Below are 24,426 nucleotides of genomic sequence, written 5' to 3' on the forward strand. Positions count from 1 at the left end.
AGCGATCAGCGCAGCGAGATGGAGAGGTCAGGCCGCCGCGCTAAGCCGAGCGCAACGCGGTCAGCGACACCCGCTGACGGCCTTGCGCGTCAAAGTTGTCAGGCAGCAGCCATTGCTCAAACATGGCGCGCAGCCGGGGCCAATCGGCATCGATGATGGAAAACCACGCGGTATCGCGGCTGCGGCCCTTGTAGACCACCGCCTGACGGAAGATGCCCTCGAACTCGAAGCCCAGCCGCAGCGCAGCCTGCCGCGACGGCATATTCAGCGTGTCGCACTTCCACTCGTAACGGCGATACCCAAGGTCGTCAAACACGTGCTTCATCAGCAGGAACTGCGCCTCGGTCGATGCCGGCGTGCGCTGCAGCAACGGCGAGAACGTGACTGCCCCGACCTCCACCACGCCGTGATCCGGCGTGATGCGCATCAGCGCCAGCGTGCCGACCGCGCGATCGGTGCGTGCGTCAATCACCGCGTACTGCAGCGGATCGCGCTTGGCCGCGATGCGCTCGATATAGGCACGAAACGCACCGGCATCGGCAAACGGACCTTCCATCAGATAGGTCCAGTCGCGGCCGTCCTGCGCTTGGCCAAATGCCTCGAACAATGCGTCGGCATGGCGCGCGGCATCCAGCGGCTCCAACCGGCAGTAGCGGCCGGCCAACGGCACATGCGGCGGTAGCGGTCGGGGGCTCCAGTCCGGCAAAGCGTTGCCGATGGGTTGTTGATAAGGGTTAAGGGTAGTGGCAGTCATACGAAACCAGGGGCCGGACATCAATACAGCACCACCGTACCGAACCTCATGGTTCTGTGAGAAGAGCCATCCCCCCTCAGCGCGATAGAACCACGGCCGGCAGCACCTGATGTGGATTAGTCCGTTCGGCGCCCCGCTACGTGGCAATAGCGTCCAACGGCATGCGTCGATATGTTGACGGCGGGGGAGGACAGCGCCAGGAAACGGCGCGGGCACGCGCTTTGCCGCTCGCAAAGCGAGCGTCCGCATTCGAGATGCACCGTTCATCGGCCAACGCCTCGGCCAGCTGTCTTCTTTCAGGAGCTCACGCGTGGCGCCATTGTTCAACAGGTGGATTCGCCGGCACATCCGATGCGGATACGCCTTCATGCTGTGGGTTGCCCTGGCTTGCCTGGCGCCATGCAACCCTGCGCTGGCTGGCCCCAAGTTCGCCAATCTGGTCACCATGCGCATTGACGCCGGTGCAACCGTTGCCCTGCCGCGTACGTGGGGGCCGCCTCGGTTGGACCAGGAAGCCCCCATCCCCTCTGTTGCCGGGACGATCAACTCGCCGTTCGGGCCGTCACGGCTCGTGTTTGCGCAACAGGCCACACCATCCGAAGGCTTTAGCCTGGTGACCGTGCGCAAATCCGATTTCGAAAAAGGCGCGCCGCTGTACCTGGAGACCATCCCCCCGCGCGATCTCGCCATCCTGCTCAACCATATGGAGTCGCGCGTGCATGGGGATCGCCCGAGCTGGGCCGTGCGCCTGATCCGCGGCAAACCACCCATGCAACGGCGGCTGGGCGAGCACAGCGTCATCTACTGGGAGGGCGAGTGGCATACCTCCAACAACCACACGGCGATGGTCCGAGGCTATGCCTTTTTCGGCAACGGTGCCGTCTACCTGTTGCGGGTATTTGGGGCAGCTGGGCACAACCAGACGGAATTTTCCGAGGAAGCCCGCTTTGCCGATGCGGTGGCCGCCACCTTCCGCACGAAGTAGGCAATCTATTTTGTTGCGTAGCAACATCACTTGCGCGGGTGGCGGCCCGCCGGCGCACAAGCGCAGGCCGCGCCACGCAAGGCCTGAAATTTGTTGTTACCTTTGGAACAGTCTGTTCACCCCCCACCATATTGTTCTTCCGCATTGCAACACCTAAACTTCGCACAGTTGTTCAGACATCGATTGCCTGGACATACATGCAAGTGTTGTAAGGAGAACAATCATGAAATGGTTGGATATTGGCGCCGTCATGGCCGCCTGGATCGCAAGCTGCGTCGCAGCAGGCTGGCTCATCAGCGCAGCCTCCTTCCTGGCCTAACCCCCAGGTAAAGCCGGGAGCCCCGCCCCGGAAGCAAGAACGGCCGAGCTGGACCCCTTCCCGCCCGGCCTGGAATTCAAGTCGATTGGTTCGTCAGGCGCGTCTCAGGCGCCCTTCGCCCCCGCCCACTGGACGAATCGGTCGACAAACCCCTGCAGGAATTGGCGCGTGCGCGCCTCCGTCACTCCGCCCTCGGCGTCGAACGGTTCCCCCGCAAAGTGGAAGAACACCTCCGGCAACGGCACGATCTGCACGCCCACGGCCGAGAGCACGTTGCGCAGTTGCGCCTGCGCCAGGGCCGTGCCGATCGCCCCCGGTGACGCCCCCGCAATGCCCGCCGGCTTGCCGCCCCACACACTCTGGCCGTACGGCCGCGAACCCCAGTCGATCGCATTTTTCAGCACGCCCGGAATGCCACGGTTGTATTCCGGCGTGACAAACAGCAGCGCCTGCACGCCCGCCACGTCGGCCTTGAAGCGCTGTACCGGCTCGGGCAGGCTGCCGTCCAGATCCTGGTTGTACAGCGGCAGCTCGCCAATCTCGATGATCTTGGCAGTGGCGCCTGCCGGCAGCAGGCCAATCAGCGCATGCGCCAGCTGGCGGTTGAACGACGCCTTGCGCAGGCTACCGACGATGACACCAATAGTCAGATTGCTCATGAGGACTCCTCGCTCGACAAAGGTTCAGGGGTGGCGTTGAACGTTGCGCGGCCTCAGGGGCAGCGCCCTATTCCGCGCGCGCCGGCTCGGCCAGCGCAGCGCGCTTGTTCAGGCGGTCAATGAGGCCGAACATCAACGGGTTCAGCAGGATCGACAGAATGGCGGCCGCCAGCAGCAGGCCACGGGCACGCACCGGCAGGATCTCCAGGCTAATGCCCAGACCAATCAGGATGAACGAAAACTCGCCGATTTGCGCGAGGCTGGCGGAAATTGTGAGCGCCGTACGGTTGGCGTGACCAAAGGCGCGCACCACCGCAAATGCCGCCAGCGACTTGCCCACCACCACGATCAGCACGGTGCCCAGCACCGCCCAGGTGTCGTCAACCAACACGCTCGGGTCGAACAGCATGCCGACCGACACGAAGAACAGCACCGAAAAGGCGTCGCGCAGCGGCAGCGACTCTTCCGCCGCCCGCTGGCTGAAAGGGGATTCGGCCAGCACCATGCCCGCGAAGAAGGCGCCCAGTGCAAACGACACCCCAAACAGCACCGTCGCCCCATAAGCCACACCCAGCGCGGTCGCCAGCACCCCCAGGCGGAACAGCTCGCGGCTGCCGGTCATGACAATGCGCTCCAGCATCCACGGAATCACGCGGCGGCCCACCACCAGCATCAGCGCGGCAAACGCCACCACCTTGCCCAGCGTGATGGCCAGCACCTTGATGATGTCCCACGCGCCCACGGTCGTGCTGCCTGCGCCACCCAGCGCACCCGAGAGCGCCGGCAGCAGCACCAGCGTCACCACCATCACGAGGTCTTCCACGATCAGCCAGCCAACGGCGATATGGCCTTCATGCGAGTTGTCGATGCCGCGGTCTTCCAGCGCCTTGAGCAGCACCACCGTACTGGCCACCGACAGCGCCAGCCCGAACACCAGCCCGGGGCCCCAGTTCCAATCGAGCAGCCACGCCAGCCCCATGCCCATCAGCGTGGCGAGTGCGATCTGCCCAAGCGCCCCCGGAATGGCGATGGCCTTGACCGCCAGCAGCTCCTTCATCGAGAAATGCAGCCCCACGCCAAACATCAACAGGATCACGCCCAGCTCGGCCAGTTGCGGCGCGAGGCTCTGGTCCGCCACGAACCCTGGGGTGAACGGCCCGGCAACCACACCTGCCACCAGATAGCCCACCAGCGGCGGCAAGCGCAGCCGATGCGCGATGGTGCCGAAGATGAAAGCCAGCACGAGACCACCAATCACGGTGGAGATGAGTGGGGTGTCGACGTGCATGCGTTCCTGTGAAGTTGGGGCGGATGGAAAGACGGGGTGGACCAGCGGAACAGCGGGATCGGGCCTGCGGGCCCTTGTGCGACAACGGCGGTGCCGATTTGTTCACTTGCGTCACAACTATAAGGGATGCGGCTTGGCAAACCTTACAAAGCAAATGTCATGCAGAAGACATCGCCGCCGCAGCGCCGCTCCTACACTGCGCCGCAGACCCGCTCGCGCCGGGCAGACCAGGAGACAACACATGCGCTACGCCAACAAAGTCCTTTCCGTGGACGAAGCCATTGCCCACGTCCGCAGCGGCAGCCGGCTGATGCTGGGCGAATTCGTCGGCGCCGGCGAGCCCGCCTGCTGCATCGAGGCGCTACTCGCCAGCAGCATCAACCAGCTCACGCTCATCGCCAACACATCTGGCCTGCGCGGCGGCTTCCTTAAGGCCAGACTGTTTGCCTCGGGCCAGTTGGCGGAGTACATCGGCACGCACGTCGGCACTACGGATGAATCGACACAGGCTTACCTGAGCGACAGCGTGCGTGTGGCCGAGTTCTTCCCGATGGGCACCTGGGCCGAGAAAGTGCGCGCGGGCGCGCTGGGCCTGGGCGGCGCACTCGTGCCGGTGGGCGTGGGCATCCTCGACCAGCCGGGCATGTTTCCCCAGCGGGGCGCCCCCAAGCCAACGATCATGGTGGACGGCATGACGTGCTTCGTGGAGCCGCCCCTGCGCGCCGATGTATCGATCATCAAGGGCTGGCGCGCCGATACCTTCGGCAACGTGGAGTTTCGCGGCACGGCGCTGCAGAACCAGCGCGACATCGCCATGGCGGGCGACTACACCATCGTCGAGGTGAACGAGATCGTGGAAGTGGGCACGATCCCGCCCGAGCGCGTGGGGTGCCCTGGTGTGTTCGTCAATGCGGTGGTGCAGGGGTTGTCGCTGGAAGACCAGCATGCGCTCTACAAACAGCACTGGACCAAGCTCGGGCGACTGCCTGCCGCTGCCCAGGCCTGATCACCCGATCACAACGACAAGGAGACCGCCATGCACCCGCTGCCCGAGCACCCCAAACAACGCATTGCCGCCCGCTGCGCGCAGGAATTGCGCGCTGGCGAAGTCGTCAACCTCGGACTGGGCATCCCCACGCTCACGGCCAACTATCTGGATGCCGATGCCGGCGTCATCTTCCACACCGAGAATGGCGCCTTCGGCTTTGGCGGCCGCCCGGCGCTGGACGCCATCGACAGCGACGTCACCAACGCCGGCTGCGAGCCGATCACGCTGCCGCCCGGCGCAGCCATCATGGACCTTGCTACGTCGCTGGGCGCGATGCGCAACGGCTATATCGACGTGACCATCCTCGGCGCGCTGCAGGTGGATGCGCTGGGCAACCTCGCCAACTGGGCGTGTGACCGCAACGGCAAATGGTGGCCCGGCATCGGCGGGGCGATGGACCTGTGCTACGGCACCCGCAAGGTGATTGCCGCGCTGGCCCATACCGACAAGCACGGCAACTCGAAGATCCTGCCGCGCTGCACGCTGCCGCTCACGGGCCAGGGTTGCGTCAAGGTCATCGTGACTGAGCATGCGGTGTTTGATGTGACCGACACGGGGCTCGTGCTGCGCGAAATTCTCTCGCATGCGACACTCGACGACATTCGCGCCATGACGGCGGCCCCCTTCACACTGGCGCCGCTGCTGCAGATGCCCATACCGCTTGAGGCCTGAGGAACGTTCATGCCCACCACCGTCGACTGGTTCTTCGATGTCATCTCGCCGTTTGCCTACCTGCAGCTTGAGCAGTTCGACCGGCTGCAGGCCGAGCACGACATCGTCATCTGCCCACGCCCGATTGTGCTGGGTGCACTGCTGAACCACTGGGGTCAGAAGGGCCCGGCAGAGATCGGCGCCAAGCGGGTGTTCACCTATCGGCATGCGCTCTTCCGCGCGCAACAGCTTGGCATTCCGTTCCGCATGCCGCCCGCGCATCCGTTCAACCCGATCAAGGCACTGCGGCTGACGATTGCGATGGATGGCTCGCTCGATGCCGTGCGCGCGGTGTTCTGGCACATCTGGCGGGATGGCAACGATGTCGCATCGTCCGAGGGTTTTGCAGCGCTGTGCGAGGCGGTCGGCTTTGCGGAAGGTGTCACCGCCGTTGAGCAACCTGCTGTGAAAGATGCTCTGCGCCAGCACACCGATACCGCCATCGCGCTCGGCGTGTTTGGCGTGCCCACGCTGGTGCACCACGGCGAGCTGTTCTGGGGTGAAGACGCAACCGACATGTTCGTGCGGTGCCTCACCACCGATTGGCTTGCCACACCCGAAGTGCAACGCGTGACCACGTTGCCGGTGGGTATCCAGCGTGGCTGAACACGACACCAATTCGCGCCCCGGTATCAGCCGCGCGCGGCTGGCGCATATTGCCGCTTGGTCGATCGACCTGCCCGGCGACGAAGCCGACCGTGCCTGCGCTGGCATCGTCGAGAAGACCTACGCGCGCGGCGCCTGCATCTGCCCGAAGAACACGCTGCTGGAAAGCTGGACCGGCGTGGTCACGGGCCTCATCAAGATCGGCACGGTATCGCCCGAGGGCCGCAGCGTCACGTTCACGGGCGTACCGGCCGGCGGCTGGTTTGGCGAAGGCACGGTGCTCAAGAACGAGCCGCGCCGCTACGACATCGTTGCGCTGCGCGACACGCGCATGGCCTTCATGGACCGCGCCACCTTCATGTGGCTGGTCGAGAACAGCGTGGCCTTCAACCGCTTCCTGGTGAAGCAGCTCAATGAGCGGCTCGGCCACTTCATGGCGCTGCTCGAATACGACCGCCTGCTCGATGTCACGCCGCGCCTGGCGCGCTGCATTGCCTCGCTGTTCAACCCGGTGCTCTACCCCGGCGCGGGCGATCATCTGGAGATCACGCAGGAAGAGCTCGGCCTGCTCTCGGGCATGACGCGGCAGGTGGCCAACCAGTCATTGAAGGCGCTGGAAAAAGACGGTGTGGTGCGGCTGGAATATGGCGGCGTGACGGTGGTGGACCTGGAGCGCCTGCGCAGCTACGGCGCCTGATGGCGCCCGCCTCTGTTAACGAATCTTCATCCGATAGAGCGGCCTGCAACCGCTAGAATCGCGGCACAACAAGACAAGATCATTACGCTGCGGCTTGCGTACCACGTATCGTGCACCGCAGCCGGAAGAGGGAACAGGGTGCGCACCCGCGCGCCTGCATCTATGCTGCCGATTCATCTGCTTTCCACCGGCAAGGCGCTGCCGGAGCAACGGGTCACGTCCGCAGAGCTGGACACCCGCCTGGGCCACACGGCCGGCTACGTGCGCAAGAAATCCGGCATTGACGTACGACACCACGCTACGCTTGCCGAGCACCAGTCAGAACTTGCCGGCGCCGCCGTGCGCGATGCCCTGCGCCGCGCCAATGTGCCCGCCGCTTCCATCGACTTGCTGATCTCCGCCTCGGGCGTGCAGGAGCAGGCGCTGCCCAACACGGCCACGCGCATCCTGCAGCCCGCGGGGCTGCCCGCCGGCACGCCCGCGTTTGACGTCAACGCCAGTTGTCTGAGCTTTGTCACCGCGTTGCACGTGGCAGCCAATCTGCTGACGACGGGCGCCTACCGGCGCATTGCCGTGGTGGCGTCAGACCTTGCCTCGCGCGGTATCAACTGGAGCGATGCGGAAACCGCGCTGATCTTTGGCGATGGCGCGGCCGCCGTGATTGTCGAGGCCGCACCAGCCGCGTCCGGCGCCGGCATCCATGCCTATCGCATGGAGACCTACCCGGCCGGCAAGACCTTCTGCGAAATCCCCGCCGGTGGCACGCGCCGCAACCCGCGCACGGGCGCGCAGCCGTCGGACTACCTGTTCCACATGGATGGCAAACGCGTGTTCAAGCTGGCCTCGCAGTTGATGGATGGCTTTCTCGATCGCCTGTTCGCGGGGTGCAGCTACACACTGCGCGACATGCACGTGGTCGTGCCGCACCAGGCCAGCCACCTCGGCATGCAGCATTTGCGCAAGCGGCTGGGCGTGCCCGAGACCAGCGTGGTCGACATCTATGCGCAGCACGGCAACCAGGTAGCCGCATCGATTCCCACCGCGTTGCATGAAGCCGTCACGCGCGGGCGCATTGAACCGGGGCGCCCGGTGTTGCTGGTGGGCACCGCGGCAGGCCTGACACTCGGCGGCATGGTGTTGACCACATGACGACACTGGTGACCGGTGCCACGGGTGGGCTCGGCCGCAACGCCGTCGACGCGTTGCTGGCACAGGGTGCGCGCGTGCGTGCCACCGGGCGCGATGCCGCGCAGCGAGAAACCTTTCTTGCGCGCGGTGCCGACTACGTGCCGGCCGATCTCGCCCGTCTTACGCCCGCCACGCTGGATGCGCTGCTGGAAGGTGTCGACACGGTCTGGCATTGCGCGGCGCTGTCGTCGCCGTGGGGCGCGTATGACGATTTCTACGCGGCCAACGTATGCGCAACGGCTGCTCTGGCCGAAGGCGCGGTCAAGCGCGGCGTACGGCGCTTCGTACATATCTCCACGCCGTCGATCTACTTCGACTACCAGCACCACGCGAACCTGCCTGAGACCTATCGCCCCGCCCGCTTCGCCAACCACTATGCAGCGACCAAGATGCTGGCGGAAGACGCGATTCAGCAACAGGCAGCCGCGCAAGACACCACGCGCTTCGTCATCCTGCGCCCGCGCGGGCTGTTCGGCCCGCACGACCGCGTGGTGCTGCCGCGCATCCTGCATCTGCTGAAGCTGCGTGGCGGCACGCTGCCCCTGCCGCGCGGTGGCGCCGCGCGCATGGACCTGACTTACCTGGAGAACGTGGTGCACGCCATGCAATGCGCCACCACGGCCGACGTGCCCAGTGGCGCCGCGTACAACATCACCAACCACGCGCCTGCCACGCTGCGCGATCTGCTGGACCAGTTGCTGGGGCAGCAGCTTGGCTTGCGCTACCGCATTCGCGCTGTGCCGTATCCGGCCATGGCGCTGGCGGCACGCCTCATGGAATCGGCCGGCAACTTCTCGCACCGCGAGCCGCTGCTCACGCGCTACAGCGCCGCCGCCCTGCACTACGACATGACGCTCGCCAATGACCGTGCGCGCGCCGAACTCGGCTACGCGCCGCCCATCGACATGGCGGAAGGCATCTGCCGCACAGCCCACTGGTTACGCGAACATGGCAACGTTGACCGTCTTTGAAGCCGGCTACTGCACGCACACGGCCTGCGTGGCGCTGCGCGGCGCAGGCCTGCGCACGTGTGCGTTTCCGGCACGTGCGTGGCTGATCGAAGTCGCTGGCCGCCGTTGGCTGTGGGACACGGGCTACGCCTCGCACTTTCACGACCACACGCGCAGCGGCCTGTTTGCAATCTACCGCAAGGTCACGCCGGTGTACTTCGATACCTCCGAGTCGATGGCGGCGCAGCTTGCGCAGCAGGGGCTGCGGCCAGCCGATCTGGACGGGCTGATCGTCTCGCACTTCCACGGTGATCACGTGGCTGGTTTGCGCGACTTTCCCGGGGTACCCGTCATCTGCTCGGGCGAGGGCTGGATGCACTTGCGCGCGCTGCGTGGTGTCTCCGCATTGCGGCGTGCCTTCGTGCCGGGGCTGATTCCCGAAGATTTCGAAACACGCACGCGCTTTGTCGAGCAGTTCGAGCAAGTCGCGCTGCCGCCCGAATTGGCACCGTTCACATCGGCATGGGCGGTGCCCGACAGCAACGGCGACGTGCTGCTCGTACCGCTGCCCGGCCATGCTGCCGGACACATCGGCGCCTTCGTCCGCACACACGATGGCTGGGTACTGCTGGCGGCCGATGCGGCGTGGTCTCCGCTGAGCTATCGCGAACTGCGCGGGCCGTCAGTGCTGGCCTATTCGATCATGGAAGACCGCCACGCCTACTTCGATACGCTGCACAAACTGCACGCGCTGGACGCAGGCGGCCACGTACGCATCCTGCTCACGCACGAGGGTGCGCTGTGACGGTACTTCATCGCCTGTTGTGGTCGTACTGGCAGACGCTCCGGTTGCGGCCAGCCAACCGTGCCGCGCTGGAGGCGCACCAGCAGCACCAGATTGCGCGCTTCACGCAGCGTGTGCTCACACGCAGCCCGTACTTCCGCGCCTTCGCATCGAAGCCGATGCGCGAGTGGCCGTTGATGGACAAGGCCACGATGATGGCCAACTTCGACGACATGAACACCGCCGGCCTGCGCCTGGACGACGTGCTGGCCTGCGCGCGCCAGGCCGAGCAGTCGCGCGACTTCCGGCCGATGGTCGGGCCGTATTCGGTGGGCCTGTCTTCCGGCACGTCGGGCGGGCGCGGCGTGTTTGTCGTCAGCCCTAGGGAACGGGCCCAGTGGGCCGGCATACTGCTGGGCAAGCTGCTGCCGCGCGGGCTGCTGCACGGTGAACGTGTCGCCCTGTTCCTGCGTGCCAACAACAATCTGTACACGGCGGTACGCAACCCGTGGCTGACGTTTGCGTTCTTCGATCTGTTCGCACCGTTCGAGTCGCACCGCGCGCCGCTGGAGGCATTGCGGCCCACCATCGTCGTGGGGCCAGCGCAGGTGCTGCGCGCCCTGGCACTGGAGAAGCTGGCCGGCCGGCTCCACATCGCGCCGGTGCAAGTGTTGTCCGGCGCCGAGGTGCTGGAACCGATGGACCGCGCGCTGCTGGCGCAGGCGTTTGGCAACGTCGGTGAGGTCTACCAGGCCACCGAGGGTTTCCTGGGCGCCACCTGCTTGCACGGCACGCTGCACCTGAACGAGGCACACGTGCACATTGAGCCGCAGTGGCTGGACGACCGTCGCTTTGCGCCCATCGTCACCGATTTCACGCGTAGCACGCAGCCCATCGTGCGCTACCGGCTCGACGACATCCTCATCCGCCGCGACCCTGCACTGCCGCCCTGCCCGTGTGGCAACCCCGCGATGGCCATTGAGCGCATCGAAGGCCGCTGCGACGACACGCTCGTCCTGCCCGCACACGGCGGCGGCACCGTTACGGTGTTTGCCGATGTGTGCTCGCGCGCCCTGGCGCAAGCGCTACCGCTGCAGGCCGACTACCGCCTCGTGCAGACCGATGCGCAAACGCTGGCGCTCTCCGTCCACCTCGCCGATGCCGACATCGCCCGCGCCTGCCAGGCGCATCTGGCGGACGTCCTTGCCTGCCAGGGTGTCGATATGACACGCGTGACATGGCACCCCGCACCGCAAGACATTGCGATCGACTTCACCACCAAGCGGCGTCGCATCGTCCGGCTTGCAGCGTCGGGAGCCACCCAATGAGCCCGCTCGCTACGCGCCTGCGTCATATGGCATTGGGCTGGTGCTCGGTCGGCCTCGTCTACGGCACGTGCGGTGTGCTGCAAGGGGCAGGCACCGTGGTGCCCGAAACGGCGCTGGACCGTGCCATCCCGTTCAGCACGTCGGGCATCTGGTTGTACCTGTCGTTCTTTGCACTGATTCCGCTGGCGTATCTGCTGGCCGACATGCAACGGCTGCGCTGGCTGGAACGTGCCATGCAGATGAGTGCCCTGGTGAGCGGCGCAGTCTTCCTGCTCTGGCCGACCACGCTGCACTACCCGCCGCTGGCAGACGGATCTCTGCCGGCCAGCGTGCAGCGCATGCTGATGACCATGGATTCGAGCCAGAACTGCCTGCCATCCCTGCATGGTGCGCTCACGGTGCTCTCCGTCTGGGCGCTGGCCGATGCACGCAAGCCAGTCCGCACGCTGCTGGCGACGGCGTGGGGGCTTGGTGTGCTGTACGCAACCATCCAGACGCGCCGGCACGTTGCGCTCGATCTGTCTGCCGGCGTGGCGGTGGGCGTGCTGTGCGGTGTAGCCGTACGCCATTGGCTGGTGCGGCGCGCTCCAACCCTCTCGATTGAACCCGTATCGACATGAATGCATTTGCCCTGCCGCTGGCCCTGATGCTCGGCTGCGTGCTGCTGGAGCTGGCTGCGCTCAAGTGGTGGCGCGGCCAGCCACTACCGTGGCGTGACGTGATCCTCAACCTAAACTCCGGCCACGTGCTGATGTGGTTGTGCCGCGGCCTGGAGGTAGCCGGCTTCACCTGGCTGTACGCCAACGCCAGCCTGCATTGGGTCGATGGCTGGCACCCGGTCATCGGCTGGGCCTTCGCCTTCGTGGCGTGGGACCTGGGCTTCTACTGGCTGCACCGCATGCACCATCGGTTCGGCTTCCTGTGGACCATCCACGCGGTGCATCACGAGGGCGAGCACTTCAACCTGTCGCTGGGCGTGCGCAATGCGTGGCTGTCGTCGCTGACGTCGTTGCCGTTCTTCGTACCGCTGGCGCTGCTGGGCGTCACACCCGAGATGTTTGTGGCGGTGTCGGGCCTGCATTACTCCGTGCAGTTCTACAACCACTGCGGGCTGGTGGGCAGCTCGGGCGTGCTCGACAAGTTCATGGTCACGCCGGCCAACCACCGCGTGCACCACGGCTGCAACCCGGAATACATCGACCGCAACTTCGGCGGCACGCTGCTGCTGTGGGACAAGCTGTTCGGCACCTACCAGCGCGCCCTGCCCGATGTGCCGATCCGCTATGGCGTACACAAGCCAACGCACAGCGACAACCCGTTCTGGGCCAACATCGTGCCGGCACTGCACTGGCTCGGCCTGCGTGCGCCGCATCTGCAGCGCGACACGCGCGTGACACCGGCCGGCTGGATTGCCACCGGTGGCGTGCTGCTCTTTGGCGTGGTGATCGACTATGTGCGCACTGACGGCTTCTGGCCTGGGCATTGGCAGGCCATGTGGTTCGCACTCATCCTGCTGCTGACGGTCGCCCTGGGTGGTCTGTCGGACGGGCGCGCATGGGGCCGCTGGCTGTGGGCATTGCTGGCACTGGCGTTGCCTGCGCTCATGATCGGCGTGTGCGGCGCGGGGGATGCGCTCTCCAATGGTCTGGCCATCGCGCTTGGCGTGCATGGTCTCGCCTGTAGCTTATGGCATGCGCTGCGTACAAGCACACCGTTGCAACCTTCACCTCATGGCGAATCTCAGTAAGCTCCGCTACGCTTCGCCGCGTTCATTCACGCTGGCGGATGACCTGCGCCGGGCCGCGCACGATCACCTGCAGACAAACGACGACCACCGCTTTGCGGACCTCGGTCTGATCGTCAAGGGCCTGTTCCTCGCGACCTGCGCGGCGTTGCTCTATGCCGCCATGGTCACAGCCACGCGCCCGGTGGTCTTCGTGCTGGCGTATCTCGCATTTCCGTTCTTCGCGATGATGCTGGCCATGAACGTGCTGCACGACGGCGCGCACCGGGCGCTGTCGCCGTGGGCATGGCTGGACAGCGCCATGATCCGGCTCACCGCCATCCCGCTCGGCATTGAGCCCGCATACTGGACGGTGCGCCACGTGCACTATCACCACGCGCACGCCAACATCGAGCACTACGACCTCGACACCGCCGCCAACCGCTTCCTGCGGCAGACGCCGTTTCAGCCGTGGTATCCGCAGTTTCGATATCAGCATCGCTACTGGCCGCTGATCGCTGCGCTGTCGCTGCCGTACATCAACTGGATCTACGACTGGTCGGACCGACTCGGGCTCACCGCACTCAAAGCAGACCGCGTGCTGCCGGGCCTGCGTGGCTGGGCAACCTTTCTGTGCGCCAAGGCGCTGCATCTGCTGGTGGCCGTGGCCTTGCCGGCCTGGGTGGCGCATCGGCTTGGCCTTGGCTGGGGCTGGGTGGCGTTCGGCTACTTTGTCGGGCAGATGTTGGCATCGTGCGTGCTGGTGGCATTGATCCTGGGCACGCACTGGGCCGACGTAACGTTCTATCTGCCGCCCGAGTCCGGTCAGTTGCCGCACACGTGGCATGAACATGCCTTCCACACCGCATGCGATTGGCGGCCGCAACCGGCATGGGTCGGCTACTGGCTGGGCGGCCTGAACTGGCACCTCACGCACCACCTGTTTCCGACGTACAGCCACCGCCACTATCCGGCGCTGGCTGCACGCGTGGCGGAGGTGGCGCGCACGCATGCCCTCGACTACCGCACGCTCACCTATCCAGAACTCCTGGCCGCACAGCAGACCTTTCTGCGTGCGATGGGTGAGCGGCCAAGCTGACGCGCTGGCCGTCACCGCTTCGCACCACACGCGCACCTCAGTGACGCACCTCGACCGCATGCACGGCATCGAGGATGACCTTCGCCACATCCTGCGGCCGCGACTGCTGCGGCACGTGGCTGGTCGGCAAGCTCGTCACCTTGGCGCCAATCTTCCTGGCCATGGCACGCTCCAAGTCCGGCTGGATCATCCGGTCGTGCTCGCTGACGATAAACCACGAGGGCTTGCTCTGCCATGCGGCCACCGTGGTCCGCTCACCAAATGCCGATGCTTTGATGTGTCCTTGCGTGGCCGCCATCACGCGGGCCTGCGCGGCCGGCACATCCTGCGCAAAGTCGCTCGCTAGCGCCGCGGCAGGTAGCGATAGATAGCCGTTGGCATCCGCTACCAGCTTGCCGATGCCGGGCGCCGGTGCATAGTCCTTGCCGACCTCTTCCGTCGACTGCCCGGCATCCGGTGCAAAGGCCGCCACATAGACCAGCCCGGCCACCTTGCTGTCCGCGCCGGCCTCGGTGATGACCGTGCCGCCCCACGAGTGCCCCACCAGCACGACCTTGCCGGTCTGGTTACCGATGGCGCGGCGCGTGGCGGCCACGTCGTCAGCCAGCGAGTTCAGCCCGTTTTGCACAGCCTGGACTTTCAGGCCCTTGGCCTGCAGCAGCGGAATGACCTTGGCCCAATCCGAGCCATCGGCAAAGGCGCCGTGCACGATCACCACGGAAGGCTGGTCTGCGTCTGCAGCCAGGAGGGGCGCACTGGCGGCCATGCCCAGTGCGAGCAATGCGAAGGAGACAGCGTTGCGTTTCAACATGTCGATTCCTGAGTCTTTGAGCGGATATTCAGTGGATGGGGTGGTTGCGGGGCACGCGCTGCGTCAGGCGTGGGCGCCGTCGTGGTACGGGTCGGCACTGCGAGCGCCGTCGGTATAGGCATCGACCGAGCGGGCACCGTCCGTGTAGATGTCGGTCGCGCGGGCGCCTTCGGTGTACACGTCGCGTGCTTCTTGAACTGAACGGGCACCTTCGGTGTATGGGTCGCGTGCACCGCCAAACGAAGTGGCAGCGTGTGCACCGGCGGCGGCAACGGCGAGGGCAACAGCAGCGAAAGACATGGCGAGATTGCGGGTCATGATCGTTTTCCTCAGAAGGATGGGTTAGGGATTGCGCGGCCCGGCGTTGCTTCGTACCGGTTCAGCGTCGGGCCACGGAATGCATTTAAGCGGGCCGACGTATCCCGCACGTAGCAGCAAGCAGCCCGTTTTGTCTGACCGTGTACCGTCGCCTTGGCCGGATACATGCGCATACAAAACCCCCGTCGCCGAAGCCCATTGCTACACAGCGATACAAATCGGCAGAACCGTGAAACATGCGGGATACACCGCGATCGCCTAATGCAGGGAACGAGGCCGGCCGGACCACTCCTGGACCCTCCCTCGTCATCCACCCTTGAATTCAGGAGCTCCCATGCAACAGATTCGAATCGCCGCCGCCCTGCTCGTGCTCAGCGGCACCCTTGCTTCCCACAGCGCATTGGCCCAGTCAGACGGCGTGCAACGCACCGACCTCGTTCACCAAGACCTCAGTGCGCATGGCTACGAGACCCTGCAGGTGCGGGTCGATTTTGATGAGAAGGCGTTTGCCCCCAACCACGCACATCCGGGCGAAGAGATCGCCCACGTGTTGAACGGGGCGCTTGAGTACCGGCTGGACGGCAAGGCGCCCGTGACGCTACAGGCCGGTGAATCGCTGTTCATTCCGGCCGGTGTCGCGCACTCGGCAAGAAACGTCGGCAGCGGCAAGGCATCGGAGCTAGCGACCTATGTGGTCAGAAAAGGCGAGCCGCTCGTCCAACGCGTCCAGTAACCGTATTCACCTGACCATCTGAAGAGCGTCCCCAATGTCGAACCCCATCAACCTCCGTCGCCGCCGCCTTCTCGGCACCACCATTGCCAGCATTGGCGTGCTTGATCTCGGGCTGACCGAGCTTGTGCATGCGCAGCCCGCGCCTTCCACATCGAGTGCATCGTTGGCGAGTCAGGCCAACCCCTTTGGTACCCTGCAGCAGATTGATGCAGGCGTGCTCAACATCGGCTATGCGGACCTTGGCCCCAAGGACGGCCCCGCCGTGATCCTGCTGCACGGCTGGCCCTATGACATCTACAGCTATGCGGAGGTGGCGCCAGCATTGGCAGCAGCCGGCTATCGCGTGCTCGTGCCGTACCTGCGCGGCTATGGCACGACGCGCATCCGCTCGGCAGACGTGCCACGCAACGGGCAGCAGGCGGCGCTGGCAGTCGACATCATCGCGTTCATGGATGCGCTCAAGATCAAGCAGGCCCACTTTGGCGGCTACGACTGGGGGGCACGCACGGCAGACATCATCGCGGCGCTGTGGCCGGAGCGCTGCAAGACGCTGGTTTCAGTGAGCGGCTACCTGATCGGCAGCCAGGAGGCGAACCGCAAGCCGCTGCCACCGGCGGCAGAGTTTGCGTGGTGGTACCAGTTCTACTTCACGACGGAGCGCGGTGCGCAGGGCTATGCCGCCAACTGCAAAGACTTCAACCGCCTGATCTGGAAGCTCGCCTCGCCCACGTGGAAGTTTGACGACGCCACCTACGACCGCAGCGCCGCCGCGTTTGACAACCCGGACCACGTGGCCGTCGTCATCCACAACTACCGGTGGCGCCTGGGGCTGGCCGAGGGCGAATCGCAGTTCGATGCATTGGAAAAACGCCTGGCCGACGCGCCCGCCATTACGGTGCCCACCGTCACCATGGAGGGCGACGCCAACGGCGCACCGCATCCAGAGCCATCGGCCTATGCGAAGAAGTTCACGGGCAAGTACCAGCACCGGAACATCGGCGGTGGCATTGGGCACAACCTGCCGCAGGAAGCACCGAAGGCATTTGTGCAGGCGATGCTGGATGTGGTGCGGCTTTGAGGGTGAGAGATGAGGCAACGCCTCATCCCTCCGATGCAACTACGCGATCAGTAGCCGATGTTGCTCAATGCCGTTGGCCCGTTACGTTGGCAGAGCTGCGCAAGATAGAGGCTCTTCGGTGCGACAGGCACGTTGGGCGAATCGACATCGCCCGGTGTTTCCGTGGTCTGCGGCATCGTGGTACCGGTGCTGCCGATCAACCAGTTCATCGAACCCGGCGGCGCCTGGATGTTGAAGGTGCCGGTCGAGTTCCACACCACGCCCCAGCCGATTGCCCAGCCCTGGCCAGAGCCCGCCGTGCCGCGGTTCGACAAGTCGATCGAGTAGCTGTTGCCGCTGACTGGGTTGGCCGCGAGCGTGGCGCCGTCAATCAGCAAGCCCGTGGCCCAGCGCTGATGCGGCTGGATCGAGCTGGAGCCGCACACACCGTCGGGCGTGCCCTTGAAGTTGAGCAGTACGTTGGGGCCCGGCACGCGCGCTGCGGTGGCGTAGTAGAACGACGCGGCTGCGCCGGTTGAAGACGTGCGGTCCACCAGCACCTGCGAGCCGCCAACGGAGATCTCCGCAAACTTCGCACCGGTACACGGCACATCGGCACCGTTGTTCTCGTGCGTGAGGGCGACCTGCGTAACGGTGAGGCGCGAGGCTTTGCTGCCGAGAATCAGGCCCGAGGTGAAGTTGTCGCCCACCACGTCGCGCACCCAGGCATCGGACGTGTTGTCCATCGCCAGCATGTTGTTGTTCGTGTAGCTGGTGCGCGGCACGCCGACAAGACGCAGATGCTCAATGCCAACCTGCTGGATCTGGCCGCCCAGCGTGTAGAGGCTCACTTTCGTGCCAGGCGGGTTCAGGTAGGTTGCATCAAACGAATCGGTCACCGGCACATCCAGCGTGATCTTGTTGCCGGTGATGGCCGTGATCTTGCGCGGTGTGTTAAGCGTGGAGCCGACCGAGATCCAGTTCTTGCCCGGCCCCATGTTGGCCATCTGCATGAAGTTCACCCAGGCCTGCGTGACGGGGCGCTGGATCAGCACCGCATCGCCCACATGAAAACCGCTGGCATTGTCGAGCGTGAAGGACAGCGCGCCCGCGGGGACGTAGGTGTCGGTCACGCTGGCCGTGGTCGACATGTTGGTGTTGCCGCCCGCGCCGCCCACCTGCAGCAGCGTCTGCCCGGTGGCCGTTCCGGGCGTCGGCACGGCTGGTGACGTGCCGTTCTGCAGCGGACTCGTGTCGTTGACGACGGTACCGTTGGTACCGGACCCGCTACCGCGCAAGACCACGCCCGACGCCGAGATCGTCAGCGTGCTCCCCACCGAGAAGGCGCCCGGCGCCAGCAACACCACGCCGCGCAACCCATTGCTGCCAACCGGCAAGGCGGCCACCTGGTTGATCGCGTTCTGGATGTTCTGCGTGTCGTCCTGCCCGCCACCAAGCGGGTTGACGGTGACGGCGGCCGCAGGCGCGGGCAGTGTCACGCCACCGCCCATGTAGCCGGCGGACGAGTAATCCATGACCGTGTCGCCGTTGGCGTTGAGCGTCTTGTAAGCGAGCAAGTTGTTGGACGGATACACCCACGCGCTATGGGCCGTGCTGCTGCCCCAGGCGTTGGGGGTGGCGCAGGCTTGCACGCCATAAGGCGGCGTAGCGTTGGCGGTTGTTCCGGGGCTGACGCCAGGGCTGGGGCTGGCAGTTCCACTCAGGCTGGTGGAGGCGGCGTTGGCGGTTCCGTCGCCACCACCCCCGCCGCAAGCGGCAAGGGTGGAAAGCAAGGCAACGGATGCCGCAAGACGGCAGGTGTTGGCTGTGAGAGGGGTCATGTTGAGCTCGTGGGGGCTTGGTTGTCGTAGCCGGCGTCGTCTGCGCCAGCGTTGGTGTTGCCACGACAACCAATAGCACGCGACCGCCCGTCCCGCGTGACAAAAACGTAACAACGGTGACGGTGTGTGCACACCGCCACCCACCGCCAACCGTGGCCGCTCACAAGGCCGAGACCAACCCCTGCGGCAACCCGCGCGTCACCACCAGCAGCGTCATCACCGCCGGTATGGCGGCGGCGGCCAGCACTGTCTGCGCTGCGGTAATGCCCGCCATGAGCGGCGCATCGCCGCCGAGCTGGCGCGCCATGATGTAAGACGACGACGCCGTCGGCAGTGCCTGAAACAGCAGCGCGACCATCAGCGCAACATCGGTCAGCCCGATGGCATGGCCCATCATCAGTGTCAGCACCGGCATGGCCAAAAACTTGACGAGCGACGACACGGCCACCGGCTGCACCCACGAGCGCACGCCGCTAAAGTTCAGCGCCGCACCCACACACAGCAGGCCGAGCGGCATCGACGCCGCACCGAGCGAACGCACCGCAGGCTCGATCAAACCTGGAACCTGCAGGCCGGCGATCTGCATGCCAATGCCCAGCACACACGCCACCACCAGCGGGTTCGTCACGATCTGGCGCACGAGCGCCTTGCCGCTCAGCCGCACCGAACCGAAACGCGCGAATACCAGCACACACAGCAGATTGACCGTCGGCACAATGGCCGCATTGCACACGGCGGCCAGCGCGATACCCTTCGCGCCGAAGAGCCCCGCCGCCAGTGACACGCCCACGTAGTTGTTGAAGCGCACCCCGCCTTGGAATACCGATGTGAAGGCCGCGCCGTCCACACGCATCCAGGGCCGTGTCAGCACCAACGCCAGCGCCACCACCACCGTTGCAACGATCAGCGTGCCGGCCAGCGGCAGCACAGGCAACGCCTGCAGGTGCGCACTTGCCAATCCGTGTGTGAACAGCGCGGGCAGCAGAATGTAATAGCAAAGCCGCTCTGCCTGCGGCCAGAACGCATCGGCAATGAAGCCGGTGTGCTTGAGCCCATAACCGAGCGCGACCAGAAGGGCGACGGGTGCCAGCGCCAGCAGAATCGCGGCGGTCATCGCCGTACTCCTGCGCGGCGATGCATGCCTGGTGTGGAAAAGACCAGGGGAAAGAGGCGGGGCAACATGGCAATGCTCGATCGAAACAGGAACACCGCCAAGCTATCACGCCGTGATAGCAGCAATGATTGTGATTGATCGTATGATCAACGAGAAATACTCATGGCAGATTCGACCACGGCATCGGCCAATGCCTGCGTGAAGCGCTGTGCCGGGCGCGACTGATGTTCAAGCAGAACGACTGCGCGGCGCGTCTGTGGCTGGCCAAAGGGCAGTCGCGTAATGGGCGGCAGTTGCGTCAGCACCGAGTCGGACAGTGCTACCACGGCCGCGCCCAGGCCACTCGCCACCATACGCACGATGGTGTCCTTGCTGTCGAGCACCATCTCTTCACGCACCCGCACGCCCAGACGGCGCAATTCCGCGGCGATCATGCGACCGGCCCAGGCCTGCGCATCAAAGCGGATGAACGGCAGCTCCGTCAGCAGCGCACGCGCGTCGTACTTCGCATACTGCGGTGGTGCCAGCAGCCAGAAGCGGTCTTCATAGAGCGTTGACCACACCAGCTCTGCCGGATGCGGCCGCACGGGCTGCGAGGTGATGGCGGCATCCAGCTCGCCGTCCGCCACACGTTGCGCAAGCTCGGCCGACATGCCGGCCGCCACGTGCACACGCAGCCCGGGGTGATCGCACCGCAGGGTCAGCAACGCATTGGGCATCGGCCCGGACATCGCGGTCTGGATCGCGCCGATACGCAACCGGCCGACCAGCGATTTTTCGTCACTCAGTGCATCGGGAATGCGGTCATACAGTGCCAGGATCTGCTCGGCCTGCGCAAGCACAATGCGCCCCGCTTCCGTCAGCGAAGGTTCGCGGCGCGAGCGATCGAACAGGCGGACGTTGAACTCCTCTTCCAACGATTTGACCTGCAGGCTGACGGCCGATTGTGTCAACCCAATGGCTTCGCCAGCGCGGGCAAACGTCCGGTGGCGGGCAATGGTGACGAGCGTTCTCAATGCGCGTAGAGACATGATCGGGAGCGAGGTTCGATCGGATGAGGATAGCGCATGGCGTGCACGCGCCAACGTTATCGGCGCAGCTTGATGGCCAGGGCTTGCCGCCACAACGCCGCAGCAGCCGGCGATAGCCTGCGCTGGTTCAGGCAGGCCAGCCCCACGCGGCGCGACGTGCGCGGCGTGATCTTGCGCACCACCACGCCCTCGTGCCGCTCGGGCAACGCCAGCGACGCGAGGATCGACACACCCTGCCCGCGTGCCACGAACTCCAGAATCGACAGCAACTGCGACAGTTCATGCGTGACTTTGGGCTGCACGTTGGCCCGCGCAAACATGCGCGCCACCAAGTCTTGCGAGCCGGCATGGGTGAGGATCAGCGGATGCCGCGCCAGCGCGCGCAGGTCGACGGAATCGGCCTGCGCCAGCGGATGCTGTGCCGGCACGACGGCAACAAGCTCGTCCACGGCCAGCGGCAGTGTGTCGAACTGCGGCTTGGGCAAGGTGACAACGGCAAGCTCGATACGACGCTCAACCAGCGCTTGCTCGATCTCCGCATCGGGCTTTTCCGTGACGTACACCTCAATGCCCGGATGGCGATCCTGAAAACGCTCCAGCAGCGGTGGCAGCAGCCGCAGCGATGAACTGGCACCAAACGATCCGATCCGCAGCACACCGCTCTGCAGGCCGGCACTGGCGCTGGCCGTGGCCTGAATCAGGTTCAGCGCGGCAAAGAGATCCCGCACATGCGGAAGAATCTGCTGCCCTGCGTGCGTCAACTCCACCGTTTGCGCATTACGATCCACCAGCGCCGTGCCCAGCGCGGTTTCCAGGGCGCGCAATGCATGGCTTGTTGCGGACGGTGTCATGCCGATCCGGGCGCCGGCATTGGCAATGCCTTCTGCACCGGCCAGTGACAGCAGCAGTTCCAGCTGACGAAGCGTCGGAGGGTGCGGCGCAAGGGCGTTCTTCATGTTGAAGTAAAACTCAATTGAGATTGAACAACATGAATTCTAGATTAGCGCGCATTCCCATGGATCACGCAGATCGAAAGGCCTCCCGCATGTTCTCCAAGACCGTCTCCACCCTTCGCCCCTCCCCCATCCAGGTCATGGCGGAACGTACGCGTCAGGCGCAGCAAGCCGGCCATAGCGTCGTCGACATGACGCTGGGCGAGCCCGACTTTCCCACGCCCGAGCACATTGGCGAGGCCGCCGTGCGCGCGATAGCCGAGGGACAGACCCGCTATACCCCCATCAACGGCACGGTGCAATTGCGTGAGGCCATCGTGCGCAAGCTGCTGCGTGACAGCGGCCTGGTCTATACGCCGGCCGACATCAGCGTGGGCTGCGGCGGCAAGCAGGTCATCTATCAGGCGTTCCTGGCAACGTTGAACCCGGGGGATGACGTCCTGATTCCCGCGCCGTACTGGGCGTCGTATGCCGACATCGTCTCGATGAACGGCGGCACGCTGCGGCCGCTGCTCACGTCACCCGGGACCGGCTACGCGCTGCAGCCCGAGACCCTGGAAGCGGCGATCACGCTGCGCACGAAGTGGCTGGTGCTGAACTCGCCCAGCAACCCAAGCGGCACGGCATACACGGCCGACCAATTGCTGCGCTTTGCCGAGATCCTGCGCAAGAGCGCCAACCAGCGGTTCTTCATTCTCGTGGATGACATTTACGAGCACATCCTCTACGACGGGCGCGAAGCCACCACGCTGGCAGCCGTTGCGCCGGATCTGGCACCACGCATCCTGACGGTGAACGGCGTGTCCAAGGCCTACTCGATGACGGGCTGGCGCGTGGGCTACGCCAGCGGGCCGCGCACCCTGATCGAGGCCATGACCAAGATCCAGATGCAGATCAACTCGCATACCTCGTCGGTGTCGCAGGCGGCGGCGGTGGCGGCGCTGGACGGGCCACAGGATGAGATCGTGCGCCGCTGCGGCATCTTCCAGGCGCGGCGGGATTTCCTCCTGCAGCGCTTTGACGCGATCGATGGGCTGCATACGCCCAAGCCGGAGGGTGCCTTCTACCTGTTTCCGGATGTGCGCACCTTCATTGGCAGTACCACGCCCAACGGCAGCAAGGTGAATGACGATGTCGCGCTGGCAGCCTATCTGCTGGAGCAGGGCGTGGCCGTGGTACCGGGGTCGGGCTTTGGCATGACGGGCTTCCTGCGGCTGTCGTATGCAATGTCGGATGCGCAGCTTGCGCTGGCGGCCGATCGGATGGCAGCGGCGCTGGGAGCACTGCAGTAGCCGACCGGCTCGTCAACCTTTGGCGTAGGCCACCACTGCCTGCATCTGTTCGCCCAGGCCATCGACACCCAGGCGCATGGTGTCACCGGCCTTGAGAAAGCGCGGCGGCTTGCAGCCCATACCCACGCCAGGGGGGGTGCCTGTGCAGATCAGGTCGCCGGGGTGCAGCGTCATGAAGCGGCTGACGTAGCTCACCAGGTGTGCCACGCCAAACACCATGGTCGCCGTGTTGCCCTTCTGCATGCGCTCGCCGTTGACCTCGAGCCACAGGCCAAGCGCCTGCGGGTCGGGCACCTCATCGCGCGTGACCAGCCAAGGGCCAACGGGACAGAAGGTGTCGCAACCCTTGCCCTTGTCCCAGGTGCCGCCCAGCTCAAGCTGGAATTCGCGCTCGGAAACGTCATTGACCACGCAATAGCCCGCCACGTGCGACAGCGCCTCTTCGCGTGAAACATCGCGCGCCGTCTTGCCGATCACCACACCCAACTCGACTTCCCAGTCAGTCTTCTCCGAACCGCGCGGCAGCATGACGGCATCGTTCGGGCCGTTCAACGCGCTGTTGGCCTTAAGAAAGACAATCGGTTCTGCAGGCGGCGCCATGCCGGCTTCAGCGGCATGGTCAGCATAGTTCAGGCCGATGGCGATGATCTTGCCGATGCCGCGCCATGGCACGCCAAAGCGCGCGTCCTGTACCAGGGGCAGCGCCGCCATATCGACTTGCGCCAGTTGCGCCAACGCAGCATCGGACAATTGCTGCGGCCCCACGTCACTCAGCACACTGCTCAGGTCGCGCACACGCCCTTGCGCATCGATCAGTCCGGGGCGCTCCGCCCCCGGTTGGCCCACACGTACAAGTTTCATCGGTTTCCTTTGGCTTCGTTTTTGGTTCGGGCCGGTTCGGACAAGCTGCGCGCGACCACGCTCAGCACTTCCTTGGCGGTGTTCTCGGAGTGCTCGCGCAGTACCTGCGCCAAGCGCGGGCGGCCCGGCTCACGCAGCGCGGCCATGATGGCCTCGTGCTCTTCGTGCGACTCCTGCCAGCGCAGCATGTCGGCATTGGCGGCACCGCGCGCGCGGTGGACCTTGCTCATCAGCGCAGCGTAGATGCTGGCCAACACAGGGTTGGCCGCGCCGTCG

Annotated in this window: 25 protein-coding genes and 1 pseudogene; 15 read left to right on the forward strand and 11 right to left on the reverse strand. The window is 65.3% G+C overall.

What is annotated here, in order from left to right; genetic code table 11:
* Window positions 1-43 precede the first annotated feature (43 nt).
* A pseudogene (locus ACS13N_RS19565) lies at window positions 44-754 on the reverse strand (GNAT family N-acetyltransferase); the annotation flags it as partial.
* A gap of 367 nt (window positions 755-1,121) precedes the next feature.
* Between ACS13N_RS19565 and ACS13N_RS19570 the strand changes: the two are divergent.
* Window positions 1,122-1,739, forward strand: a complete 618-nt coding sequence (locus ACS13N_RS19570; protein ID WP_438933271.1) for a hypothetical protein — start codon at window positions 1,122-1,124, stop codon at window positions 1,737-1,739.
* Between the two features lie 423 nt (window positions 1,740-2,162).
* On the opposite strand, the gene ACS13N_RS19575 is transcribed toward ACS13N_RS19570, so the two are convergent.
* Together ACS13N_RS19575 and ACS13N_RS19580 are read right to left on the reverse strand one after the other, a co-directional pair.
* Complete coding sequence (locus ACS13N_RS19575) at window positions 2,163-2,717, reverse strand: NADPH-dependent FMN reductase (protein ID WP_438933272.1); 555 nt, start codon at window positions 2,715-2,717, stop codon at window positions 2,163-2,165.
* A 67-nt stretch (window positions 2,718-2,784) separates the two neighbouring features.
* A complete protein-coding gene (locus ACS13N_RS19580; protein ID WP_438933273.1) occupies window positions 2,785-4,005 on the reverse strand; it encodes a cation:proton antiporter domain-containing protein in 1,221 nt (406 codons plus the stop codon).
* Between the two features lie 241 nt (window positions 4,006-4,246).
* Here ACS13N_RS19580 and ACS13N_RS19585 point away from each other — a divergent pair, with 241 nt between their 5' ends.
* The 11 genes from ACS13N_RS19585 to ACS13N_RS19635 all read left to right on the forward strand — a co-directional run bounded on the left by ACS13N_RS19585 (window position 4,247) and on the right by ACS13N_RS19635 (window position 14,139).
* Window positions 4,247-5,011 (forward strand): CoA transferase subunit A, encoded by a 765-nt coding sequence (locus tag ACS13N_RS19585; protein WP_438933274.1) that lies wholly within the window; start codon window positions 4,247-4,249, stop codon window positions 5,009-5,011.
* A gap of 30 nt (window positions 5,012-5,041) precedes the next feature.
* Window positions 5,042-5,725, forward strand: a complete 684-nt coding sequence (locus ACS13N_RS19590; protein ID WP_438933275.1) for a 3-oxoacid CoA-transferase subunit B — start codon at window positions 5,042-5,044, stop codon at window positions 5,723-5,725.
* A 9-nt stretch (window positions 5,726-5,734) separates the two neighbouring features.
* Entirely contained in the window at window positions 5,735-6,370 is a 636-nt protein-coding gene (locus tag ACS13N_RS19595; RefSeq protein WP_438933276.1) for a 2-hydroxychromene-2-carboxylate isomerase, read from the forward strand.
* Complete coding sequence (locus ACS13N_RS19600) at window positions 6,363-7,067, forward strand: Crp/Fnr family transcriptional regulator (protein WP_438933277.1); 705 nt, start codon at window positions 6,363-6,365, stop codon at window positions 7,065-7,067. The genes ACS13N_RS19595 and ACS13N_RS19600 overlap by 8 nt, the downstream gene beginning before the upstream one ends.
* 162 nt (window positions 7,068-7,229) lie before the next feature.
* Window positions 7,230-8,216 (forward strand): 3-oxoacyl-[acyl-carrier-protein] synthase III C-terminal domain-containing protein, encoded by a 987-nt coding sequence (locus tag ACS13N_RS19605; RefSeq protein ID WP_438933278.1) that lies wholly within the window; start codon window positions 7,230-7,232, stop codon window positions 8,214-8,216.
* The gene (locus tag ACS13N_RS19610) at window positions 8,213-9,226 is read left to right on the forward strand and encodes an NAD-dependent epimerase/dehydratase family protein (RefSeq protein ID WP_438933279.1); all 1,014 of its coding nucleotides are present in this window, start codon (window positions 8,213-8,215) and stop codon (window positions 9,224-9,226) included. The genes ACS13N_RS19605 and ACS13N_RS19610 overlap by 4 nt, the downstream gene beginning before the upstream one ends.
* On the forward strand, window positions 9,204-10,010 hold the full coding sequence (locus ACS13N_RS19615) for an MBL fold metallo-hydrolase (protein ID WP_438933280.1): 807 nt from the start codon (window positions 9,204-9,206) through the stop codon (window positions 10,008-10,010). The genes ACS13N_RS19610 and ACS13N_RS19615 overlap by 23 nt, the downstream gene beginning before the upstream one ends.
* Window positions 10,007-11,317 (forward strand): F390 synthetase-related protein, encoded by a 1,311-nt coding sequence (locus tag ACS13N_RS19620; RefSeq protein ID WP_438933281.1) that lies wholly within the window; start codon window positions 10,007-10,009, stop codon window positions 11,315-11,317. Before ACS13N_RS19615 ends, ACS13N_RS19620 begins: the two co-directional genes overlap by 4 nt.
* Window positions 11,314-11,937, forward strand: coding sequence for a phosphatase PAP2 family protein (locus ACS13N_RS19625; RefSeq protein WP_438933282.1), 624 nt, complete (start codon window positions 11,314-11,316; stop codon window positions 11,935-11,937). The genes ACS13N_RS19620 and ACS13N_RS19625 overlap by 4 nt, the downstream gene beginning before the upstream one ends.
* Complete coding sequence (locus ACS13N_RS19630; protein WP_438933283.1) at window positions 11,934-13,064, forward strand: sterol desaturase family protein; 1,131 nt, start codon at window positions 11,934-11,936, stop codon at window positions 13,062-13,064. The genes ACS13N_RS19625 and ACS13N_RS19630 overlap by 4 nt, the downstream gene beginning before the upstream one ends.
* Entirely contained in the window at window positions 13,048-14,139 is a 1,092-nt protein-coding gene (locus tag ACS13N_RS19635; protein WP_438933284.1) for an acyl-CoA desaturase, read from the forward strand. The genes ACS13N_RS19630 and ACS13N_RS19635 overlap by 17 nt, the downstream gene beginning before the upstream one ends.
* A 37-nt stretch (window positions 14,140-14,176) precedes the next feature.
* On the opposite strand, the gene ACS13N_RS19640 is transcribed toward ACS13N_RS19635, so the two are convergent.
* Together ACS13N_RS19640 and ACS13N_RS19645 are read right to left on the reverse strand one after the other, a co-directional pair.
* Window positions 14,177-14,950 (reverse strand): alpha/beta fold hydrolase, encoded by a 774-nt coding sequence (locus ACS13N_RS19640; protein WP_438933285.1) that lies wholly within the window; start codon window positions 14,948-14,950, stop codon window positions 14,177-14,179.
* Between the two features lie 63 nt (window positions 14,951-15,013).
* A complete protein-coding gene (locus ACS13N_RS19645; protein ID WP_438933286.1) occupies window positions 15,014-15,268 on the reverse strand; it encodes a hydroxyquinol 1,2-dioxygenase in 255 nt (84 codons plus the stop codon).
* Between the two features lie 334 nt (window positions 15,269-15,602).
* On the opposite strand from ACS13N_RS19645, the gene ACS13N_RS19650 reads away from it, so the two are divergent.
* A complete protein-coding gene (locus ACS13N_RS19650; RefSeq protein ID WP_438933287.1) occupies window positions 15,603-16,001 on the forward strand; it encodes a cupin domain-containing protein in 399 nt (132 codons plus the stop codon).
* 34 nt (window positions 16,002-16,035) lie between these two features.
* Window positions 16,036-17,079, forward strand: a complete 1,044-nt coding sequence (locus ACS13N_RS19655) for an alpha/beta fold hydrolase (RefSeq protein WP_438933288.1) — start codon at window positions 16,036-16,038, stop codon at window positions 17,077-17,079.
* Window positions 17,080-17,126: 47 nt separating this feature from the next.
* Here the strand turns inward: ACS13N_RS19655 and ACS13N_RS19660 are convergent, their stop codons facing one another.
* The 4 genes from ACS13N_RS19660 to ACS13N_RS19675 form a co-directional block, all read right to left on the reverse strand.
* The gene (locus ACS13N_RS19660; protein ID WP_438933289.1) at window positions 17,127-18,899 is read right to left on the reverse strand and encodes a hypothetical protein; all 1,773 of its coding nucleotides are present in this window, start codon (window positions 18,897-18,899) and stop codon (window positions 17,127-17,129) included.
* 160 nt (window positions 18,900-19,059) lie between these two features.
* Entirely contained in the window at window positions 19,060-20,013 is a 954-nt protein-coding gene (locus tag ACS13N_RS19665) for an AEC family transporter (RefSeq protein WP_438933290.1), read from the reverse strand.
* A gap of 146 nt (window positions 20,014-20,159) precedes the next feature.
* Window positions 20,160-21,044, reverse strand: a complete 885-nt coding sequence (locus tag ACS13N_RS19670; protein WP_438933291.1) for a LysR family transcriptional regulator — start codon at window positions 21,042-21,044, stop codon at window positions 20,160-20,162.
* A 56-nt stretch (window positions 21,045-21,100) separates the two neighbouring features.
* Window positions 21,101-22,000, reverse strand: a complete 900-nt coding sequence (locus ACS13N_RS19675) for a LysR family transcriptional regulator (RefSeq protein ID WP_438933292.1) — start codon at window positions 21,998-22,000, stop codon at window positions 21,101-21,103.
* A gap of 89 nt (window positions 22,001-22,089) precedes the next feature.
* Here ACS13N_RS19675 and ACS13N_RS19680 point away from each other — a divergent pair, with 89 nt between their 5' ends.
* On the forward strand, window positions 22,090-23,289 hold the full coding sequence (locus ACS13N_RS19680; RefSeq protein ID WP_438933293.1) for a pyridoxal phosphate-dependent aminotransferase: 1,200 nt from the start codon (window positions 22,090-22,092) through the stop codon (window positions 23,287-23,289).
* 12 nt (window positions 23,290-23,301) lie between these two features.
* Here the strand turns inward: ACS13N_RS19680 and ACS13N_RS19685 are convergent, their stop codons facing one another.
* Both ACS13N_RS19685 and ACS13N_RS19690 read right to left on the reverse strand, forming a co-directional pair.
* Complete coding sequence (locus ACS13N_RS19685; protein WP_438933294.1) at window positions 23,302-24,150, reverse strand: fumarylacetoacetate hydrolase family protein; 849 nt, start codon at window positions 24,148-24,150, stop codon at window positions 23,302-23,304.
* A partial coding sequence (locus tag ACS13N_RS19690; protein WP_438933295.1) for an FCD domain-containing protein occupies window positions 24,147-24,426 on the reverse strand: 280 nt, incomplete at its 5' end. The genes ACS13N_RS19685 and ACS13N_RS19690, both read right to left, overlap by 4 nt.

This window comes from Ralstonia sp. 24A2, assembly GCF_051783885.1.
Classification (GTDB): domain Bacteria; phylum Pseudomonadota; class Gammaproteobacteria; order Burkholderiales; family Burkholderiaceae; genus Ralstonia.

Bases quoted from the DNA above. Each gene is read 5' to 3' on its own strand.
- ACS13N_RS19570 (WP_438933271.1), top strand. From the start codon at position 1,122: ATGCTGTGGGTTGCCCTGGCTTGCCTGGCGCCATGCAACCCTGCGCTG.
- ACS13N_RS19575 (WP_438933272.1), bottom strand. From the start codon at position 2,717: ATGAGCAATCTGACTATTGGTGTCATCGTCGGTAGCCTGCGCAAGGCG.
- ACS13N_RS19580 (WP_438933273.1), bottom strand. From the start codon at position 4,005: ATGCACGTCGACACCCCACTCATCTCCACCGTGATTGGTGGTCTCGTG.
- ACS13N_RS19585 (WP_438933274.1), top strand. From the start codon at position 4,247: ATGCGCTACGCCAACAAAGTCCTTTCCGTGGACGAAGCCATTGCCCAC.
- ACS13N_RS19590 (WP_438933275.1), top strand. From the start codon at position 5,042: ATGCACCCGCTGCCCGAGCACCCCAAACAACGCATTGCCGCCCGCTGC.
- ACS13N_RS19595 (WP_438933276.1), top strand. From the start codon at position 5,735: ATGCCCACCACCGTCGACTGGTTCTTCGATGTCATCTCGCCGTTTGCC.
- ACS13N_RS19605 (WP_438933278.1), top strand. From the start codon at position 7,230: ATGCTGCCGATTCATCTGCTTTCCACCGGCAAGGCGCTGCCGGAGCAA.
- ACS13N_RS19610 (WP_438933279.1), top strand. From the start codon at position 8,213: ATGACGACACTGGTGACCGGTGCCACGGGTGGGCTCGGCCGCAACGCC.
- ACS13N_RS19615 (WP_438933280.1), top strand. From the start codon at position 9,204: ATGGCAACGTTGACCGTCTTTGAAGCCGGCTACTGCACGCACACGGCC.
- ACS13N_RS19625 (WP_438933282.1), top strand. From the start codon at position 11,314: ATGAGCCCGCTCGCTACGCGCCTGCGTCATATGGCATTGGGCTGGTGC.
- ACS13N_RS19630 (WP_438933283.1), top strand. From the start codon at position 11,934: ATGAATGCATTTGCCCTGCCGCTGGCCCTGATGCTCGGCTGCGTGCTG.
- ACS13N_RS19635 (WP_438933284.1), top strand. From the start codon at position 13,048: ATGGCGAATCTCAGTAAGCTCCGCTACGCTTCGCCGCGTTCATTCACG.
- ACS13N_RS19640 (WP_438933285.1), bottom strand. From the start codon at position 14,950: ATGTTGAAACGCAACGCTGTCTCCTTCGCATTGCTCGCACTGGGCATG.
- ACS13N_RS19645 (WP_438933286.1), bottom strand. From the start codon at position 15,268: ATGACCCGCAATCTCGCCATGTCTTTCGCTGCTGTTGCCCTCGCCGTT.
- ACS13N_RS19650 (WP_438933287.1), top strand. From the start codon at position 15,603: ATGCAACAGATTCGAATCGCCGCCGCCCTGCTCGTGCTCAGCGGCACC.
- ACS13N_RS19655 (WP_438933288.1), top strand. From the start codon at position 16,036: ATGTCGAACCCCATCAACCTCCGTCGCCGCCGCCTTCTCGGCACCACC.
- ACS13N_RS19660 (WP_438933289.1), bottom strand. From the start codon at position 18,899: ATGACCCCTCTCACAGCCAACACCTGCCGTCTTGCGGCATCCGTTGCC.
- ACS13N_RS19665 (WP_438933290.1), bottom strand. From the start codon at position 20,013: ATGACCGCCGCGATTCTGCTGGCGCTGGCACCCGTCGCCCTTCTGGTC.
- ACS13N_RS19670 (WP_438933291.1), bottom strand. From the start codon at position 21,044: ATGTCTCTACGCGCATTGAGAACGCTCGTCACCATTGCCCGCCACCGG.
- ACS13N_RS19675 (WP_438933292.1), bottom strand. From the start codon at position 22,000: ATGAAGAACGCCCTTGCGCCGCACCCTCCGACGCTTCGTCAGCTGGAA.
- ACS13N_RS19680 (WP_438933293.1), top strand. From the start codon at position 22,090: ATGTTCTCCAAGACCGTCTCCACCCTTCGCCCCTCCCCCATCCAGGTC.
- ACS13N_RS19685 (WP_438933294.1), bottom strand. From the start codon at position 24,150: ATGAAACTTGTACGTGTGGGCCAACCGGGGGCGGAGCGCCCCGGACTG.